This is a genomic window from Agrobacterium vacciniicorymbosi, from assembly GCF_040427045.1.
Classification (GTDB): domain Bacteria; phylum Pseudomonadota; class Alphaproteobacteria; order Rhizobiales; family Rhizobiaceae; genus Agrobacterium.
Genome location: NZ_JBETMF010000008.1, coordinates 40,312 through 57,702 on the forward strand (window position 1 = coordinate 40,312; position 17,391 = coordinate 57,702).

The window sequence follows — 17,391 nt, forward strand, 5'->3', positions numbered from 1 at the left end:
CCTGACAATGCATGAGGGAGATTGGGATGATTGATCTGGGTGGTTTCGACATTGTCGTCATAGTCGTGGTGGGCCTCGTCATTCTGACGCTGTTTGCCGGTATCAAGACGGTTCCGCAGGGTTATCGTTACACGGTCGAACGCTTCGGACGCTACACCCGTACTCTCGAGCCCGGCCTTAACATCATCGTTCCGTTCATCGAAAGCATCGGAACGCGCATGAATGTCATGGAGCAGGTGCTGGATATTTCACGCCAGGAAGTTATCACCCGCGATAATGCCAGCGTCACCGCAGATGCCGTTGCCTTCTATCAGGTGCTGAACGCAGCGCAGGCCGCCTATCAGATTTCCAATCTGGAAAATGCCATTCAGAACCTGACCATGACCAACATTCGCTCTGTCATGGGCTCCATGGATCTCGATGAGCTTCTCTCCAACCGTGATGCCATCAATGAGCGCCTCCTGCGTGTTGTCGACGAGGCGGTTGGTCCTTGGGGCATCAAAGTCACCCGCATTGAGATCAAGGATATAGCACCGCCAAAGGATCTCGTGGAATCCATGGGCCGCCAGATGAAGGCAGAACGGGAGAAGCGTGCACAGGTTCTGGAAGCGGAAGGCTCGCGCGCCGCGCAGATCCTGCGCGCCGAAGGTGCCAAGCAGTCCGCCATTCTCGAAGCCGAAGGCCAGCGTGAAGCCGCCTTCCGCGATGCCGAGGCGCGCGAACGTCTGGCGGAAGCCGAAGCCAATGCCACGCGCATGGTGTCTGAGGCCATCGCAGCCGGTGACATCCACGCCATCAACTACTTCATTGCGCAGAAATACACCGAAGCCATGGCGCAGATCGGCACCGCGAAGAACTCCAAAATCGTGCTGATGCCGATGGAAGCGTCCTCGCTGATTGGTTCGCTTGGCGGTATCGGCGCCATCGCCAAGGAGGTCTTCGGCAGAGGTGGCGATGCGCCCTCAGCGCCAGAAGCACCTGCCGCCGCAAGGCAGCGCAGCTCCGTTCCGCCCTCCTCCAGCCGCCCCGGCGGCCAGACCATCAATGTGACGATCCCCAACAATCCGTTCGCTCCATCCTCGGAGAAGTGAGATGATCGCAAGGCTCGTCAACGATCTTGGCCCCTGGAGCTGGTGGATACTGGCCGCCATTTTGCTGGCAGCGGAACTCGTCGCCCCCGGCGTGTTCCTCATCTGGATCGGAGCCGCCGCCCTCGTCATCGGTGCCATCTCGCTGGCGCTCTGGAACACGGCACTCTGGAGCTGGCAGTTGCAGCTCCTGCTGTTTGCCCTGCTCTCCGTCGTCTTTGCGCTTCTTGGCCGCCGATATTACGGCCAGGATCATGCCAAGACTGACGAGCCCTTCCTCAACCAGCGCGAGGCCAGCCTCATTGGCCGCACAGCGACGCTGCAGGAACCAATCACCGAAGGTCGTGGTCGCATCAAGCTGGATGACACATGGTGGCCGGTGCAGGGAGAGGACGCACCTGCCGGTGCCCGCGTGCGCATCGCCTCTGCTCACGGCCGTACCCTGACAGTGGAGCAAGTGCCGAACTGATAAACGGTGGGCTCCAGGCCTAACGCTTTTGCAATCGGCTGGCTTTTGCTCCCTCAGTCTACAACATCGCCGCGTCATGCTGCACTGCACCATGCAACTGGCGCATCTCATATCTTCCGGAAAATCAATGCTGATTTCGCTGTCGATGCTGTAAGCATTCCCTATTGCCAGCGACACAGACAAAGGTTTTCAACAATGGAATTGCAGCCACCCGCAGATATGGAACTGACCCTGCGCACTCTCGCCATGCCCGCCGATGCCAACCCGGCAGGCGATATTTTTGGTGGATGGGTCATGTCGCAGATGGACTTGGCAGCCTTCGTGCGCGCCAATGATGTCGCGGGCGGACGCACCGTCACGGTCGCCGTCAACGAAATCGTCTTCAAGAAGCCTGTGAAGATCGGCGACACGCTCTGCGTCTACACCCGCATCGAAAAAGTCGGACGCACCTCCATCACCCTCAAAATAGAAGCCTGGACCCGCCGCCACTCCCAGCAATCCCGCGACAAGGTCACGGAAGCGGTTTTCATCATGGTCGCGGTGGATGATGCTGGCAACCCAAGAGCGGTGCAGGGTGAGGCCTCAAAGGTCGCCTAACCTGCTGTCAATTCGGCCGGCGCATTCGCCCGCACGCCCGTTATGATGGTGATTACGCAGCCGACGCGATATCGATTTCTGAAATCTTGTCGAGCGTGTCTTTCAGATGTGTGGCTTCGATCTTCAAATCATAGCTCGCCTGCATGTTCATCCAGAACTCTGGCGAGGTCTTGAAGACCTTGGCCAGGCGAAGCGCGGTGTCTGGTGTCACCGAAGCCTGTTCTGTTGCCAACCGCTCGATACGAGTGCGCGGCACATTCAGCTTTCTGGCAAGCGCGCCCGCACTCATGCCGAGCGGAACCAGATATTCTTCACGAAGAATTTCGCCGGGATGGACCGGGGCTAAAATATTGGTCATGTCAGCTCCCTTCAGTGATAGTCCACGATTTCGACATCATCAGCGCCGCCGTCTCTCCAAACGAAGCATATGCGCCACTGGTCGTTGATCCGAATTGAATGCTGCCCCACACGGGTGCCCTTTAATGCCTCCAGCCTATTGCCAGGCGGGGAACGAAGGTCTTCCAAATCGTGAGCCGCATTGAGCATTGTCAGTTTGCGTATGGAGACTTTCACGATATCCGCAGGAAAGCCCTTGAGTACCTTTCCGCCCGCCACCGCCTCGGTCATCGCATCCTTGAAAGATCGGATCAAATCAGACCTCTTTGTCAGGAATGTATCATAGCGCGATACACGCCGCCGTCAAGAAAAATGTATCGCCGCAAGATACATATCGCCCGGCAGCGACCCTTAGCGTCGCCTAGAACTTCACACCCAAACCAACGCGCACGGCGTGCTGGTCGATATCTCCATTCAGCAAAGGGCCGAGCGCGCCGTAATCGTAGTTCTTGTCGCCAAAGTCGGTGTAGCGGTATTCGATACGGCCAAAAATCATGTCGGTGAAGGCGTAATCCACGCCAGCGCCGACCGTGTAGCCGTTGAAAGTTTCCTTGTTTTTCGGGAAGCCCGGCGTAACCAGATAACCGCGTCCGACAGCCCAGCCTGCCGTGCCGTAAACCAGCGCCCGGTCGAATGCGTAACCAACGCGGCCACGGACAGAGCCCTGCCAGTCCAGACCGTACTCGTAGCGGTCAGGCGCGAGAATGGTCAGAGTGCCATCGCCCCAGTTGCCGTCGAAATCGCCTTCCACGCCAAGGACCCAATTGTTGCTCAGCTGGTGGTTATAGCCCGCAAACGCACCCAGAACGCCGCCATTGAAATTGGCTTCCAGCGGTGTTCCCGCGATGATGCCGGAGATGTCCTGGTTATCCCAGGCATATCCGCCCTGCACACCGGCGGTGAAGCCCGTCCATGAGAATGCCTGCCCGGAAATCGCCACGGGCGCCTGCGGTGCCTCATAGACCGCATCCGCAGCCATCGCAGTGGACGCGGTCAGGATAAAAGCTGCGGCAATGACAATTTTTCTCATTTCGGGCACCTTGGTTGTGTGGTTGCCATAGGTACTCCAACCAAGGAAAAAAGCTGTAGCGCCGCCGCAACAAGCCAAAAGATTGCTGAAAATTTAAGCCGCGCTCAGCCGGCGCCGGAGAGTGCATTTCGGTGCTGTATCGCCTGCAAAAAAGATGGATGGCAATGTCGAGCCAAAAAGCAAAAAGGCCTCGCGATTTTCTCGCAAGGCCTTGATACTTAAGAATTCGGATGGTGGGCGTGACAGGGATTGAACCTGTGACCCCTACGATGTCAACGTAGTGCTCTCCCGCTGAGCTACACGCCCTCCGTTGCGGCGCATAAATCACGAAACCGGATGAAGCGTCAACTGCTTTTTTGCGGTTTTGTGAAAGCTTTTTTACAAGCCTTACGCCACAAGGAGTTTGTTCACTTCATCGACGAGATCGCGCAGGTGGAAAGGCTTGGAAAGGACCTTCGCATCCTTCGGCGCCTTCGAATCAGCATTCAGCGCCACGGCTGCGAAGCCGGTGATGAACATGACCTTGAGGTCCGGGTCGAGCTCGGTGGCGCGGCGCGCAAGCTCGATGCCGTCCATTTCCGGCATGACGATATCGGTGAGGAGAAGCGAAAAAGGCTCTTCACGAAGACGGTCATAGGCGCTTGCGCCGTTATCGAAGGAGGAAACCTTGTATCCGGCTTTCTCCAGCGCCTTCACGAGAAAGCGTCGCATGTCATTGTCATCTTCAGCGAGAAGAATTTTCTGTACCATTTAAGTGACCGTAACTTCTGATTTATTGGAATACCTTATCCCGATCATACCGCATTTTCAGTAAATATCATGTGAACGGTAGAATCATGACTCGGGCGACTGGTGCGCAGTATGGACTTGCTCTGCCTTAACTGGCAACATGATGCTTCTGGCAGAATTATGACATGGTAAACGGGGCGGAATGGACTGGGTTACGGGCGAGTACGAACTCTTCGAAGTGCACGAACCAGCCGTTCACAGCATTCCGTTCGTGTATAACTCCCCCCATAGCGGCCGCTGCTATCCGGTTTCCTTCCTCGAATCATCCCGCCTGAGCTCCTACGAAATCCGCCGATCCGAAGACCATTATGTCGATGAGCTGTTTTCCAGCGCGGTCGATATCGGCGCACCCCTGCTCAAAGCCAATTTTCCGCGCGCCTATCTGGATGTGAACCGCGAGCCCTATGAGCTCGATCCACGCATGTTCGATGGCGCTTTGCCGCCCTATGCCAATATTGGCTCCATGCGCGTGGCAGGCGGGCTTGGCACCGTGCCGCGCATCGTGGCCGAGAATATGGATATCTATGCCCACCGCCTGCCGGTGGACGAAGGGCTGGGCCGCATCGAAACCATCTACAAGCCCTACCATGCCTGCCTGCGAAAGCTCATTTCCCGCACCCACGCCAATTTCGGCATGGCGGTTTTGATCGACTGCCATTCCATGCCCGGCAATATCCGCCTTGCCAGTTCCAACATCCGGCCCGATATCATCATCGGCGACCGTTACGGCACCAGCGCCTCGGCGGAAATCTCCCGCGCCGCCCTGCATTTTCTGGAAGAACTCGGCTTTACCGCCGTCTGCAACAAGCCCTATGCCGGGGGCTTCATCACAGAACATTACGGCCGCCCCATTCGCTCGCTGCACGCCTTGCAGATCGAGATCAGCCGGGCGCTTTATGTGGATGAGAAAACGCTTCTGAAGACGCCGGAATTTTACGCCGTACAATCCGCGCTGGACACGTTCATGCGCCAGCTGTCGATGTTCGTATCCGAATATGCCACCGACATGGCCTTTGCTGCCGAATAACACCCACTGAAATGATGACGAACGCGCCGCAGCTGTGCTTGCGGGCAAAAAAAACCGCGCCTTGGCGCGGTCAAGTCTAGGGAGGAAACACCCAAGGAGGGTATTTACAGTCAAAGACTGTGACATGAAGCTACGACGACAATGCTCATTTGTCAATCATTTTTGTTATTGCCTATAATTTGCTCAATTTTTGTCAATATGCCTGATATTCGCGCGACCTTCATAAAAATCTGCATTTGTTTTGGCTTTTCATATCTCCGGCACATAGCGAGTGGACGAAGTTGCCTGAAGCGCGCTATGTCCTTTTGGGATTTTAGAATGGTGAGGTTTTGATGCTGCCCGATCGCGATTTCTTCTTTCGTCTTGCCGATGCCGCCAAGGCAGAGACCCTGCCCCGGTTCCGCAGCGGTGTTGCCGTCGCCAACAAGCAGGCTGGCGGTTACGATCCCGTCACCGAAGGCGATCAGGCCGCTGAAACGGCCATCCGCGCACTGATCACCGACCGCTTCCCGGACCACGGCATTCTGGGCGAAGAACATGGCAGTGTCGGAACCGATCGCGAGCATGTCTGGGTCATCGACCCCATCGATGGCACCCGCGCTTTCATATCCGGCGTACCCGTCTGGGGCACCTTGATCGGCTTCCAGTCCTCTGGCCACGCCGTCATGGGCGTCATGGATCAGCCATTTACGGGCGAACGTTATTTTGCCGATGGCGAGAAAGCCTGGTATTTCGGCCCCGGCGGCGACAGGCAGATCAGCACGCGCAACTGCGAGAGCCTGTCCGACGCGATCCTCTTCACCACTTCGCCGCACATCTTCACCACGGACGAAGCAGAGCGCTATCACACGGTCGAGCAACAGGTGCGCCTGTTCCGCTACGGCGTGGATTGCTACGCCTATGCCCTGCTGGCGGGCGGCCATGTCGATCTCGTCATCGAGTCTGGACTGAAGCCCTATGATGTTGGCGCGCTCATTCCCATCATTGAGCAGGCCGGTGGCGTCATCACCAACTGGGAAGGCGGCAGACCGGAATCTGCAGGCCGCATTCTGGCAGCGGGCAGCAAGGCCATTCACGAACAGGCGCTGGCCATTCTCTCGGGCCTTTAGAGCGCTTCCTTGTTAAATGGAAACAGTTCTGTTGGTTCAAACGGGATCGACTGCTTGTCCGGACGGCGCGTTCCGTAGCCTCAGCATACGGCCAAGCCGTCCGGGCAAGCAGACGGCCCGTTTCAACCAACCCGAAGGGCCGGGCATATTTCCGCCAGGGCTAAGGCGATCGGCTTGACCGTACCTTTGGGTATGCCCTTCGCCGATCGCCTTAGCCCTGACGAAAATCTGCTCCGGCAGAACGTTTCCATTTAACAAGGAAGCGCTCTAAGCCGCACCCCAGACAAAAACAACCAAGACATCACGGCGCGTTGCGATCCATCCAGATCGCTGCGCGCCTTAGTTGTTTTTAATGGGCAAGATTAGCTCGTCCAACCCACCTGTGCCGAACACAGGCACAGGGCGACCTTACCTTACGTCAGGATAAATGCTGGAAAACATATTCGTCTTCCAAGCGCTGCTACACACACCCGCAAAGAATAGCACGAGAGCTTAAGTGTTGGTTAACCATACTGCGGCACTCTGACGTTGAATTCTTTCATCTTCATATACTGATATAAGCGAGGACCGCTATGGCATATGACTGGAGTGGGAATACCGTCAAACAGCAGCGCGATGACTGGGTCGTCATCGTTGCCCTCGTGGCACTGGCGCTGTTCATCACCATCATGCCGCTGGCCATGATGCACAGCGCACCACCGGCAAGCATCATCGAAACAACGGCGACCCACATCAACACTGCGCCGTTGAAAACCTGACGATTAGGATTTGACCAGATCCAGATGCAGCACCCGTGGTGACAGCACCTGCAAAATGGTCTCGGACCGGCCAATATAGACAATCGCCGTGTCCTTCATGCCCGCAAGCACTGCCGCCAGCCTATCGACGGTTTCCGTCTCCAGACCTTCCAGCAGATCGTCGATGAACAGCCAGCGCGGCTTCAGCAACAGCGCGTTGGCAACCCGCACGCAGGCCTGCTCGTCGGAATCAAACTTCTTGTCCCAGCGAATATTGTCTTCCATGCGCGGAATGATGTGGCCAAGGCCGCATTGCTCCATGGCATCGAGAAACTCCTGTTCCTTGAATTTCTGCGGGCTGCGTGGATAGGAGAGAATTTCCCGCAACGGCGCCGCCGGTAAATAGCCGTGCTGGGCAATGAACAGTGTTTCCTCGCGTGGCGGCATGGTGATGTTGCCGCGCCCCCATGGCCAGAGCCCGGCAATGGCTGCGAAAAACAGTCGCCGGTTCACGCCCTGATCGCCATTGACCATCAGCCGGTCCCCGACATCGATCTCAACCGGCGCCTCGCGCAGGCGGAAGATGCGCGACATATCCTGCCCGCCTGCCTCGGGGCAGATCTCCACCGCAGTCAGCATGATGGGGCCGGTTGCGGTTTTTTCGATGTCGATAGCATTGCCGTGCCGCTCCACGCTGTCCATCTGGATCAGCGCGTTGCGAAACACCGAGACGCGCTGCAGAGTGGCTTTCCAGCTGGCGATGGGCCCGAAATTGTCGATGTACCAGCGTAGGGCGACATTGACCTGGTTGAAGGCACCAACGGCCATCATCAACCCGCCGAAACTCAGATTTCCAGAGAAATAGACCGGTGCGGCAATCAGAATGGGCGCAACGATGGCCAGCCAGCCGTAACCCGATGAAACCCATGTCAAGTGCGTCAGCGCCATGGCAAGGCCACGTATGACGCCCAACACCGCATTGATATCCTCGCCAATGCGGTGGCGTTCGTTTTTCTCGCCCCGTGCCAGCGTGATCGCCGTCAGGTTTTCACTCGCCCGCATCAGCGAGAAGCGCAGTTCCGCTTCCTTGGAATAACGCTCCGCGTTCAGCGGCACAAGCCGGTAACCAACGAGGTTGCTGAGCAGCGAGGCCGAGCCCGCATAGATCAGCGCCGCCCAGACCATATAGCCCGGTATCGCGACCATCTTGCCGCCGATTTCGATGGCAAATCCCGCAGATAGTCCCCACAGCACACCGATGAAGCTGACGAGCAGAATGGTGGCGTTGACGAGACCGATGGCCAGCGCCGTGCTGCTTTCGGCCAGATTGCGCACATCATCATGCAGACGCTGGTCGGGATTGACGGCAATGGCGCCAAAACCCGCGAGTCTCGCTGCACGGCCAGGCTTGAACCACTCATCCACCATGTCCTTTGCCAAGCCTTCGCGCATGTTCAGCGCTGTCATCTGGTTCAGCCATGTCTGGAAGACATTGAGCAGCAGCAGCGACCCCGCAATCATCGCAAAGACTTCAAGCTGGTGCAAAAACGAGTTCAGATCGCGCCGCTCGAGCGCGTTATAGAAAGGCGCGTTCCACTCGTTCAGTTTGACCTGCCCGTAAGCGGTCACGAGGATGATGGTCAGCAGGGCGCACATCAACAGAATGAGCTTGCCGCGAACGCGCGAGGTCCAAAACGCACTGCCCATCATGCCCAGTTGCGATCTGAACGTCAGATCGAAAGACGGGTAATTGATCGTCTCTGTGGACAGATTACCTTGCGCCATCAGTACCTTGCCATTTCCTGAAATTCCGAAATCCGGGCCTTTGCGCAGGCAACGGTGATTTGCACCCGCGCTCACAGCAATAGCATTCCGTTGAAGCTTGTCCACCAGCGACGCGAAAGCCGCAAAACGCCACCCGTTCGAATGCGAAGGGGGCTTGAAATGTTCCTTGCTTTATTCGCGTGCATTGCACAAAGTCGCAGCAATAAAAGAGGGGCGGCACCATCCGCGCAAACCGGAAAACCGGGCAAGGGAACGCATGTCTATCAAAGCCAGCATCTATCATCTGACGCATTACAAATACGACAGACCGATCCGCCTTGGACCGCAGATCATACGATTGAAGCCTGCGCCGCATTCCCGCACCCATGTCATCAGCCATTCGCTGAAGGTGACGCCCGCAAACCACTTCGTGAATTTGCAACAGGACCCCTACGGTAATTTTCTGGCGCGTTACGTCTTTCCCGACCCTGTCACCGAGTTCAGAATAGAGGTCGATCTCGTCGCGGATATGACGGTCTATAATCCGTTCGATTTCTTCGTTGAAGAAAGCGCCATTGCATGGCCCTTCGAATATCCGGAAACGCTGAAAGACGATCTGTCGATTTACAAGACGCCAGAACCCGCAGGCCCTTTGCTTTCAGCCTTTCTGCAAACCATCGACAAAACGCAGGGCCAGCCGACCGTCGATATGGTCGTTGGTCTCAATGCCCGCCTGCAAAGCGAAATCGGCTATGTCATTCGCATGGAAACCGGTGTGCAAACGCCGGAGGAAACGCTTTCCTCGGCCAAGGGGTCGTGCCGCGACACGAGCTGGCTTCTGGTGCAGATCCTGCGCCATCTCGGCTTCGCCGCCCGCTTCGTCTCCGGTTATCTCATTCAGCTGACGCCGGACCTCAAGGCACTCGACGGACCCTCGGGAACCGAGGTCGATTTCACCGATCTGCACGCTTGGACGGAAGTCTATCTGCCGGGTGCGGGCTGGGTGGGTCTTGATCCGACCTCCGGGCTTTTGACCGGCGAAAGCCATGTGCCGCTTGCTGCAACGCCGCATTTCAGCAATGCCGCCCCCATTTCCGGCGGCTATTACGGCGAGGCCAACACTGAATTTGCCTTCGATATGAAGGTCACCCGCGTGGCTGAGCACCCGCGCATCACCAAGCCGTTTTCGGACGAAAGCTGGGATCGCCTCAATGCTCTCGGCGAACAGGTGGACAAGGTTCTGGCGCAGCAGGACGTGCGCCTCACCATGGGCGGAGAGCCGACCTTCGTGTCCATCGATGACTTCGAATCAGGCGAATGGAACACCGATGCCGTCGGCCCGACCAAGCGCGAAAAGGCCGATGTGCTGATCCGCAAGCTGCGCGAGCGCTTCGCTCCCAACGGCTTCCTGCATTACGGTCAGGGCAAGTGGTATCCCGGTGAAAGCCTGCCGCGCTGGACCTTCTCGCTCTATTGGCGCAAGGATGGCCAGTCCGTCTGGCACAATCCCGATCTGGTGGCCCGCGAAGGTGCCGATACCGGCGTGACCTCGGAAGATGCCGAAAAGCTTCTGACCAACATCGCCACCAATATCGGCATCGCGCCGGAACTGGTGCTGCCGGCCTATGAAGACCCTGCCGAATGGCTGATCAAGGAAGGCAACCTGCCTGACAACGTCGATCCGTCCAATTCCAAGCTGAAAGACCCGGAAGAGCGCAACCGCATCGCCCGTGTGTTCGAGCGTGGCCTCACGACACCAACCGGCTATGTCCTGCCAGTGCAGGCGTGGAATGCCAAGGCGACATCCGAGAAACGTTGGATGAGCGAGAAGTGGAAGACACGGCGCGGCCGCATCTTCCTCGTTCCCGGCGATAGCCCGGTCGGCTACCGCATTCCGCTCGGCACCCTGCCCCACGTTCCACCATCGAAATTCCCCTATATCCACCCGGCGGACCCGTCTGTTCCGCGTGGGCCGCTGCCAGACGCCATGGCGCCATCTGCGCGCGTGCTGCCCGAAGCCTCGTTTCAGGCTTCCGATGGTGCCACGCAGGAACGCATCGAACAGTCCATCAGCGACATCAACGGTGAAGTCCGCACAGCCATGTCGGTGGAGGCACGCGATGGACGTCTCTGCGTCTTCATGCCGCCGGTGGAACGCATCGAGGACTATCTCGATCTCGTCGCCGCTGCAGAAGCCGCAGCCACCGATCTCGGCCTGCCCGTGCACATCGAGGGCTACACACCGCCGCATGACGAGCGCATGAATGTCATCCGCGTCGCGCCCGATCCCGGTGTCATCGAAGTCAACATCCACCCGGCGGCGAGCTGGAAGGATTGCGTCGATATCACCACATCAGTCTATGAAGACGCGCGCCAGACCCGGCTGGGTGCCGACAAGTTCATGATTGATGGTCGGCACACCGGCACCGGCGGCGGCAACCATGTGGTGGTGGGCGGTGCCAACCCCAATGACAGCCCGTTCCTGCGCCGTCCCGATCTCTTGAAAAGCCTCGTGCTGCACTGGCAGCGCCACCCGTCACTATCCTACCTTTTTTCCGGCCTGTTCATCGGCCCGACAAGCCAGGCACCGCGCATCGATGAAGCCCGTCACGACAGCATGTACGAGCTGGAAATCGCCATGGCGCAGGTGCCGATGCCGGGCGAAGGCGCGCCGCCGCTGCCATGGCTGGTGGACCGCTTGTTCCGCAATCTGCTGACGGATGTCACCGGCAACACCCACCGTTCCGAGATTTGCATCGACAAGCTGTTCTCCCCGGATGGCCCAACCGGTCGCCTCGGCCTCGTGGAATTCCGTGGCTTCGAAATGCCGCCGAATGCCCGCATGTCGCTGGCCCAGCAATTGCTGGTGCGCGCCATCATCGCCCGCTTCTGGAAGAACCCTGTCGGCGGTAAATTCGTGCGCTGGGGAACGGCGCTGGCCGATCGCTTCATGCTGCCGCATTACATCTGGGCCGATTTCCTCGATGTTCTCGCAGACCTGAAAGACAATGGTTTCGATGTGAAGCCGGAATGGTTTGCCGCCCAACTGGAGTTCCGCTTCCCCTTCTTCGGCGAGGTCGAATATGAAGGCTCCAAACTGGAGCTACGTCAGGCGCTGGAGCCATGGCATGTCATGGGCGAACAGGGTGCCATCGGCGGCACCGTGCGTTATGTCGATTCCTCGGTCGAGCGTTTGCAGGTGCGTCTGGAAACCTCCAACCCGTCCCGCTACACGGTGGCGTGCAACGGTCGCGCCGTGCCGATGAAGCAGACCGACGATTCGGGTGTCTCCGTCGCCGGTGTGCGCTTCAAGGCGTGGCAGCCTTCGCAGGGTCTGCACCCGGCTTTGCCGGTCAACACTCCGTTGACCTTCGACATTTATGATACATGGTCGAACCGATCGATTGGCGGCTGCATCTATCATGTTGCCCATCCGGGCGGTCGCACCTATGAGACGTTCCCGGTCAATGGAAACGAAGCGGAAGCCAGACGGCTTGCCCGTTTCGAGCCCTGGGGACATACCGCCGGTCAGTATACTCTGTGGCCGGAAGCAGCGTCGCCGGAGTTTCCGCTGACGCTCGATTTAAGACGCCCGCAGGGAGTGTGACTTGGCAAAGGCACCGGCATTGGAACGGATGAGCGAAAAACCCGGCATGGCTTCCATGCTGGATTATCGTCCCATGCCCGGAATTGCCGATGAAATGCTGGACATACACGGGAACATTCGCCCCGTCTGGCAGCCTTTTGTCAACGCTCTCGGGCGTATGGAAGAACGCGAGCTGCATGAGCGCTTCGCCCGCACCGACCGCTACCTGCGCGACGCCGGCGTGTTTTACCGCGATTACAGCGCGCAGGGAAACACCGAGCGCAATTGGCCGATTTCCCATATCCCCGTTCTGATCGATGAGAAGGAATGGGAAGCCGTCTCCCACGGCCTTATCCAGCGCGCCAATCTGCTGGAAAGCATCGTTGCCGATTTTTACGGTGAAAACCGGCTGGTCCAGCAGGGCTATGTGCCGCCGTCGCTGCTCGCCTCCAACCCGGAATATCTTCGTCCGCTGGCAGGCGTTAAACCGGCGGATGGACACTATCTGCATTTCTGTTCGTTCGAAATCGGTCGCGGCCCTGACGGTAACTGGTGGGTGCTGGCAGACCGCACGCAGGCCCCATCAGGCGCTGGCTTCGCGCTCGAAAACCGTGTAGCCACAACCCGCGCTTTCTCCGACATCTACGGCGAATCCCACGTCCACCGCCTCGCCTCCTTCTTCGGTGCGTTTCGCGATACGTTGCAGGCTCACCGCCAGCACCCGGATGATCGCATCGCGGTTCTGACACCCGGCCCCGCCAGCGAAACCTATTTCGAACACGCCTATATCGCCCGCTATCTCGGCTTCATGCTGCTGGAAGGCGAGGACCTGACCGTCGTCAACAATCGCGTCATGGTCCGCACGGTCGCGGGCCTTAAACCCGTCGGCGTGTTGTGGCGGCGGCTGGATGCCTCTTACACCGACCCGCTGGAACTGGACCAGAACTCCCACATCGGCACGCCCGGCATGGTGCAGGCGCTGCGCTCTGGCTCGCTCAGCATGGTCAATGCGCTGGGCTCAGGCATTCTCGAAACCCGTGCGCTGCTCGCCTTCATGCCTGCTATCTGTCGCCATCTTTTGGGCGAAGAGCTCGCAATGCCATCCATCGCCACATGGTGGTGCGGCCAGCCGTCCGAGCGCGAACACGTGGCGCGCAACATCGAGCGCATGGTGATCGGCCCCGCCTATTCGCGCCTGCCCTTCTTCGATGATAACGGTCAGTCGGTTCTCGGCTCCTCGCTGCGCGAAACCGCCAAGGATTCCATCGGTGACTGGCTGGCAAGCGATGGTCACAAGCTCGTCGGCCAGGAAGTCGTCACGCTTTCCACCACACCGGCCTATGTCGATGGCAAGCTGGTGCCGCGCCCTATGAGCTTGCGCGTCTTTGCGGCGCGCACGCAGGATGGCTGGCAGGTCATGCCCGGTGGCTTTGCCCGTATTGGCCGCAGCAACGATACGGCGGCCATTGCCATGCAGGCAGGCGGAAGTGCAGCCGATGTCTGGATCGTCTCGGACAAGCCGGTGGAGCGCACCACGCTTCTGCCAGCGGAAGAAAACTTCATCCGCAACATGCCCGGCAGCCTACCAAGCCGTGCGGCGGATAATCTTTTCTGGCTGGGTCGTTACATCGAGCGTTCCGAAGGTGCCTTGCGTATCCTGCGCGCATGGCACGCCCGCTTCGCCGAATCCGCCGATCCGAAGCAGCCGCTTCTGGCCCACGTCACCGCCTATCTCGAAACCATCGATATCGACGTCGAGGAAGCCGTTCCCGCAAGCCTGATCGCCAATCTCAACAGCGCGATCTATTCCGCCAGCAATATCAGAGACCGCTTCTCGCCGGATGGTTGGCTGGCCTTGAACGATCTCGCCAAGACCGCGCGCCGCTTCCAGAGCAAGGTGGCTGCGGGTGATGACGCGACCCATGCCATGACCGTGCTTTTGCGCAAGCTCGCGGGCTTTGCCGGTCTGGTGCATGAAAACATGTATCGTTTCACCGGCTGGCGGTTCCTGTCCATCGGTCGTTATCTGGAACGCGGCCTGCATCTTACGCGGCTTCTCGGCCATATGAGCGGCCCGGAAGCACCTGATGGCTCCTATGACATGTTGCTCGAAATCGGCGACAGCGTCATGACCCACCGCCGCCGCTACAACGTCAACACGGCAGCGCTGACGGTGATGGACCTGCTGGGCCTCGATCCGCTCAACCCACGCTCTATTCTGTTCCAGCTCAACGAAATCCGCACCGAGGTGGAGCAACTGCCCAACGCGTTCGTCAACGGCCAGATGTCGCCCTTCTATCGCGAAGTGATGCGCATTCACTCCGGCCTTGCCGTCATGACGCCGGAAAACCTGTCGCCTGCTGTCTTCCGTCAGTTGGAGCAGGATCTGGAACATCTGTCAGACCTTCTCGCCCAGACATATCTCGGATAGGCCATGCTCTACGACCTGACGCTGCACATGGGCTATCTCTACGACACGCTGGCATCCGGCGCGCGCCACATCATCCGCATCATGCCGCTGTCCATCCCCGGCAAGCAGAGATTGATCGCTGGATCACTGAGCGTGACACCATCCCCGGAAGAGCGCACCGTCTTCGATGATTTCTTCCAGCAGAGCGCAACCTCGGTGTTTCTGCGCGCCCCGCATGACAAGCTGGATATTCGCATGCAGGCCCGCGTTTCCGTGGAAAGCCCCTCGCTGACGGCGGATTTCTCGCCGCAACTGTCGAGACTATCAGCAGAGCTGGCCAGCGTCTGGTCGCTGGGTCCGCAGTCGCCCCATCATCTGGCAGGCGTCAGCCCGCGCATCGGCGAGAACGCCGCCATTGCCGCTTACGCCCGCGAGACGATCAAGCCCGGCATGACCATCCGCGAAATCGCGATGGCGCTGTGCAAGCGCATCTACAAGGACTTCAAATATGATGGCGAGGCGACCACGGTGGACACCACACCGGCGGAAGCCTTCAAGCTCAAACGCGGCGTCTGCCAGGATTTCTCGCATATCATGATTTCGGCGCTGCGCAGCCTCGGCATTCCCGCAGGCTATGTCAGCGGCTTCCTGCGCACCATTCCGCCAGCCGGCAAGGAACGGCTTGAAGGCGCGGACGCCATGCACGCCTGGGTCCGCGTCTGGTGCGGCGAGGCGACCGGCTATATCGAGCTCGACCCAACCAACGACATCGTCGCTGGCAGCGACCACATCGTTGTCGGTTACGGACGCGATTATTCCGACATAGCCCCCGTCATCGGCGTATTGAAAAGCTACGGCAACCAGCAGACCACGCAGGCCGTGGACGTCATTCCCGTCAAGCACTGAGCCTGCACCAAAACGGAACGAAGGACGTGCCGCAGCGGCACAAAGCCTCGTTTCACGACAGAAATCTGTCCCGTTTCGAGCACTCGATAAATTTGCTCACGTTACGTTAGGAAAATCTACATTGCCCGGCAGTAGAGCTGAAACCATCACACAATTGAACAGGTGGACATGATGTTCAACGGGGCTGGAATGAAGACACGCATGCGCGCGCTGTTGAGCGACAGGCAGGGCAATTTCGCCATGATGACAGCGGCGGCACTGCCGCTTTTGATGGGTGTTGCCGGGGCTGGGCTGGAGTTCACGAAAGCAATGCAGGTCAAGTCAGATCTGCAAAACGCCGCCGATTCAGCAACGCTGGCCGCTGCGACCCAATTCCGCGAATCCGAAGGCACCAAAAGCGATGAGGTGCTGAAGGCACAAGTCGTGCAATATCTGGCCGGACAGGCCTTCGCACAGAATTTGTCCGAGGCGGAGAAGAAGGACTTCGAGTCCCAGATCAGCAGCGCCGCAAAACGAACGGACACCGATAAGGGAACGACGTTCCAGATTTCCACCACGGTCAGCTATCAGATGCCGCTCAATCCTCTGCTCGGTCTTATCTGGGCAAAAACGCTGACGATGAGCGCAACCAGTACGTCGGAAAGCAGCTTCAACAAGGGCGCTCCCATGTCCATGTATCTGGTGCTGGACCGCTCCGGCTCCATGTCGTTCAGAACCGATACAGTCGACAAGAGCAAATATTCCTGCCCGAACTATACCGCCAGCAACTGGGGTCAAACGCAGTCCAAGGTCACATCGAACCCTTGCTACGTCAACAAAAGCACATCGCTCAAAACCGCCGTGAGCTATCTCGTCGATACGTTGAACAAGTCAGACCCGACCTATAAATCGAGCGGATCGCCGGAATCAAAACTCGTTCGCACCGCAGCCGTTGCCTATAACGACGCGAGTTTTTCGGCTCAGGGCTTCGAGTGGGGTACCAAGAAAACCACCGCTTATGTGCAAGCCATTCCGCAATATCCTGAAGGCGGAACCAATGCCGATGCGGCTTTGAACACGGCCTATAATGCCCTGAAAAGCAATAACAAGAACATCAACACCACCGCCGAAGGTATTGCGCAGGGACTGCAGAAGAATACCTTCTATAACCGCTATATCGTGCTGATGACGGACGGCGAAATGACGGGCGCGAGTGCCAGCTGGAATTCCGGCATCGATGCCCAGGTGCGCGCCACATGCACAAAGGCGAAAGCTGACGACATCAAGATTTTCACCGTCGCCTTTATGGCACCGGACAAGGGAAAATCGCTTTTGCAAGCTTGCGCCACCAGCCTGGACAATTATTACGCGCCCGAGAACATGGAAGAGATTGTCGAAGCCTTTGGCGATATTGCCAGAAAAGCTTCTGGAAATGTCAGCCGTCTGACGAACTGACCAAATCGTACATTACCTTAGGAAGCCGTGAGAACCTGACCGTTCTTGC

General features: G+C 58.4%; 15 protein-coding genes and 1 tRNA gene. 10 read left to right on the plus strand and 6 right to left on the minus strand.

Translation table 11 applies throughout. The annotated features are described in order from the left end of the window. Positions 1-26: 26 nt before the first annotated feature. The 3 genes from ABUK73_RS13810 to ABUK73_RS13820 all read left to right on the plus strand — a co-directional run bounded on the left by ABUK73_RS13810 (position 27) and on the right by ABUK73_RS13820 (position 2,154). The gene (locus ABUK73_RS13810) at positions 27-1,091 is read left to right on the plus strand and encodes an SPFH domain-containing protein (protein ID WP_113089388.1); all 1,065 of its coding nucleotides are present in this window, start codon (positions 27-29) and stop codon (positions 1,089-1,091) included. Position 1,092: 1 nt separating this feature from the next. Then, a complete protein-coding gene (locus tag ABUK73_RS13815) occupies positions 1,093-1,557 on the plus strand; it encodes an NfeD family protein (RefSeq protein WP_353577796.1) in 465 nt (154 codons plus the stop codon). Positions 1,558-1,752: 195 nt separating this feature from the next. Beyond that, positions 1,753-2,154 carry an acyl-CoA thioesterase gene (locus ABUK73_RS13820; RefSeq protein WP_113089386.1) on the plus strand — a complete coding sequence of 134 codons (402 nt, stop codon included), beginning with the start codon at positions 1,753-1,755 and terminating at the stop codon, positions 2,152-2,154. 52 nt (positions 2,155-2,206) lie between these two features. On the opposite strand, the gene ABUK73_RS13825 is transcribed toward ABUK73_RS13820, so the two are convergent. The 5 genes from ABUK73_RS13825 to cpdR form a co-directional block, all read right to left on the minus strand. Continuing rightward, complete coding sequence (locus tag ABUK73_RS13825) at positions 2,207-2,512, minus strand: HigA family addiction module antitoxin (RefSeq protein ID WP_353577797.1); 306 nt, start codon at positions 2,510-2,512, stop codon at positions 2,207-2,209. Positions 2,513-2,523: 11 nt separating this feature from the next. Beyond that, entirely contained in the window at positions 2,524-2,805 is a 282-nt protein-coding gene (locus tag ABUK73_RS13830; protein ID WP_353577798.1) for a type II toxin-antitoxin system RelE/ParE family toxin, read from the minus strand. Between the two features lie 106 nt (positions 2,806-2,911). Further along, entirely contained in the window at positions 2,912-3,580 is a 669-nt protein-coding gene (locus tag ABUK73_RS13835; protein WP_353577799.1) for an outer membrane protein, read from the minus strand. Positions 3,581-3,811: 231 nt separating this feature from the next. Further along, positions 3,812-3,886, minus strand: a tRNA-Val gene (locus ABUK73_RS13840). Positions 3,887-3,967: 81 nt separating this feature from the next. After that, entirely contained in the window at positions 3,968-4,330 is a 363-nt protein-coding gene (gene cpdR, locus ABUK73_RS13845; RefSeq protein ID WP_027675545.1) for a cell cycle two-component system response regulator CpdR, read from the minus strand. Between the two features lie 181 nt (positions 4,331-4,511). Between cpdR and ABUK73_RS13850 the strand changes: the two genes are divergently transcribed. The 3 genes from ABUK73_RS13850 (at position 4,512) to ABUK73_RS13860 (ending at position 7,263) form a co-directional block, all read left to right on the plus strand. Further along, on the plus strand, positions 4,512-5,396 hold the full coding sequence (locus ABUK73_RS13850) for an N-formylglutamate amidohydrolase (RefSeq protein WP_353577800.1): 885 nt from the start codon (positions 4,512-4,514) through the stop codon (positions 5,394-5,396). Between the two features lie 332 nt (positions 5,397-5,728). Beyond that, positions 5,729-6,505: a histidinol-phosphatase gene (gene hisN, locus ABUK73_RS13855; protein ID WP_353577801.1), complete on the plus strand. Its 777-nt coding sequence runs from the start codon at positions 5,729-5,731 to the stop codon at positions 6,503-6,505. A 572-nt stretch (positions 6,506-7,077) separates the two neighbouring features. Then, positions 7,078-7,263 carry a hypothetical protein gene (locus ABUK73_RS13860; protein ID WP_353577802.1) on the plus strand — a complete coding sequence of 62 codons (186 nt, stop codon included), beginning with the start codon at positions 7,078-7,080 and terminating at the stop codon, positions 7,261-7,263. A gap of 3 nt (positions 7,264-7,266) precedes the next feature. On the opposite strand, the gene ABUK73_RS13865 is transcribed toward ABUK73_RS13860, so the two are convergent. Then, entirely contained in the window at positions 7,267-9,027 is a 1,761-nt protein-coding gene (locus tag ABUK73_RS13865; RefSeq protein ID WP_353577954.1) for an ABC transporter ATP-binding protein/permease, read from the minus strand. Positions 9,028-9,283: 256 nt separating this feature from the next. Here ABUK73_RS13865 and ABUK73_RS13870 point away from each other — a divergent pair, with 256 nt between their 5' ends. The 4 genes from ABUK73_RS13870 (at position 9,284) to ABUK73_RS13885 (ending at position 17,342) form a co-directional block, all read left to right on the plus strand. Beyond that, positions 9,284-12,613, plus strand: a complete 3,330-nt coding sequence (locus ABUK73_RS13870) for a transglutaminase family protein (RefSeq protein ID WP_353577803.1) — start codon at positions 9,284-9,286, stop codon at positions 12,611-12,613. A 1-nt stretch (position 12,614) separates the two neighbouring features. Further along, positions 12,615-15,023, plus strand: coding sequence for a circularly permuted type 2 ATP-grasp protein (locus ABUK73_RS13875; RefSeq protein WP_454892372.1), 2,409 nt, complete (start codon positions 12,615-12,617; stop codon positions 15,021-15,023). A 3-nt stretch (positions 15,024-15,026) separates the two neighbouring features. Next, the gene (locus ABUK73_RS13880) at positions 15,027-15,908 is read left to right on the plus strand and encodes a transglutaminase family protein (protein WP_353577804.1); all 882 of its coding nucleotides are present in this window, start codon (positions 15,027-15,029) and stop codon (positions 15,906-15,908) included. A 189-nt stretch (positions 15,909-16,097) separates the two neighbouring features. Further along, positions 16,098-17,342: a vWA domain-containing protein gene (locus ABUK73_RS13885; RefSeq protein WP_353577805.1), complete on the plus strand. Its 1,245-nt coding sequence runs from the start codon at positions 16,098-16,100 to the stop codon at positions 17,340-17,342. Positions 17,343-17,391: the final 49 nt, after the last annotated feature.

Excerpts from the sequence above, each read along its gene's own strand:
- ABUK73_RS13810 (WP_113089388.1), top strand. The coding sequence starts at position 27 with ATGATTGATCTGGGTGGTTTCGACATTGTCGTCATAGTCGTGGTGGGC.
- ABUK73_RS13815 (WP_353577796.1), top strand. The coding sequence starts at position 1,093 with ATGATCGCAAGGCTCGTCAACGATCTTGGCCCCTGGAGCTGGTGGATA.
- ABUK73_RS13820 (WP_113089386.1), top strand. The coding sequence starts at position 1,753 with ATGGAATTGCAGCCACCCGCAGATATGGAACTGACCCTGCGCACTCTC.
- ABUK73_RS13825 (WP_353577797.1), bottom strand. The coding sequence starts at position 2,512 with ATGACCAATATTTTAGCCCCGGTCCATCCCGGCGAAATTCTTCGTGAA.
- ABUK73_RS13835 (WP_353577799.1), bottom strand. The coding sequence starts at position 3,580 with ATGAGAAAAATTGTCATTGCCGCAGCTTTTATCCTGACCGCGTCCACT.
- cpdR (WP_027675545.1), bottom strand. The coding sequence starts at position 4,330 with ATGGTACAGAAAATTCTTCTCGCTGAAGATGACAATGACATGCGACGC.
- ABUK73_RS13850 (WP_353577800.1), top strand. The coding sequence starts at position 4,512 with ATGGACTGGGTTACGGGCGAGTACGAACTCTTCGAAGTGCACGAACCA.
- hisN (WP_353577801.1), top strand. The coding sequence starts at position 5,729 with ATGCTGCCCGATCGCGATTTCTTCTTTCGTCTTGCCGATGCCGCCAAG.
- ABUK73_RS13860 (WP_353577802.1), top strand. The coding sequence starts at position 7,078 with ATGGCATATGACTGGAGTGGGAATACCGTCAAACAGCAGCGCGATGAC.
- ABUK73_RS13865 (WP_353577954.1), bottom strand. The coding sequence starts at position 9,027 with ATGGCGCAAGGTAATCTGTCCACAGAGACGATCAATTACCCGTCTTTC.
- ABUK73_RS13870 (WP_353577803.1), top strand. The coding sequence starts at position 9,284 with ATGTCTATCAAAGCCAGCATCTATCATCTGACGCATTACAAATACGAC.
- ABUK73_RS13880 (WP_353577804.1), top strand. The coding sequence starts at position 15,027 with ATGCTCTACGACCTGACGCTGCACATGGGCTATCTCTACGACACGCTG.
- ABUK73_RS13885 (WP_353577805.1), top strand. The coding sequence starts at position 16,098 with ATGAAGACACGCATGCGCGCGCTGTTGAGCGACAGGCAGGGCAATTTC.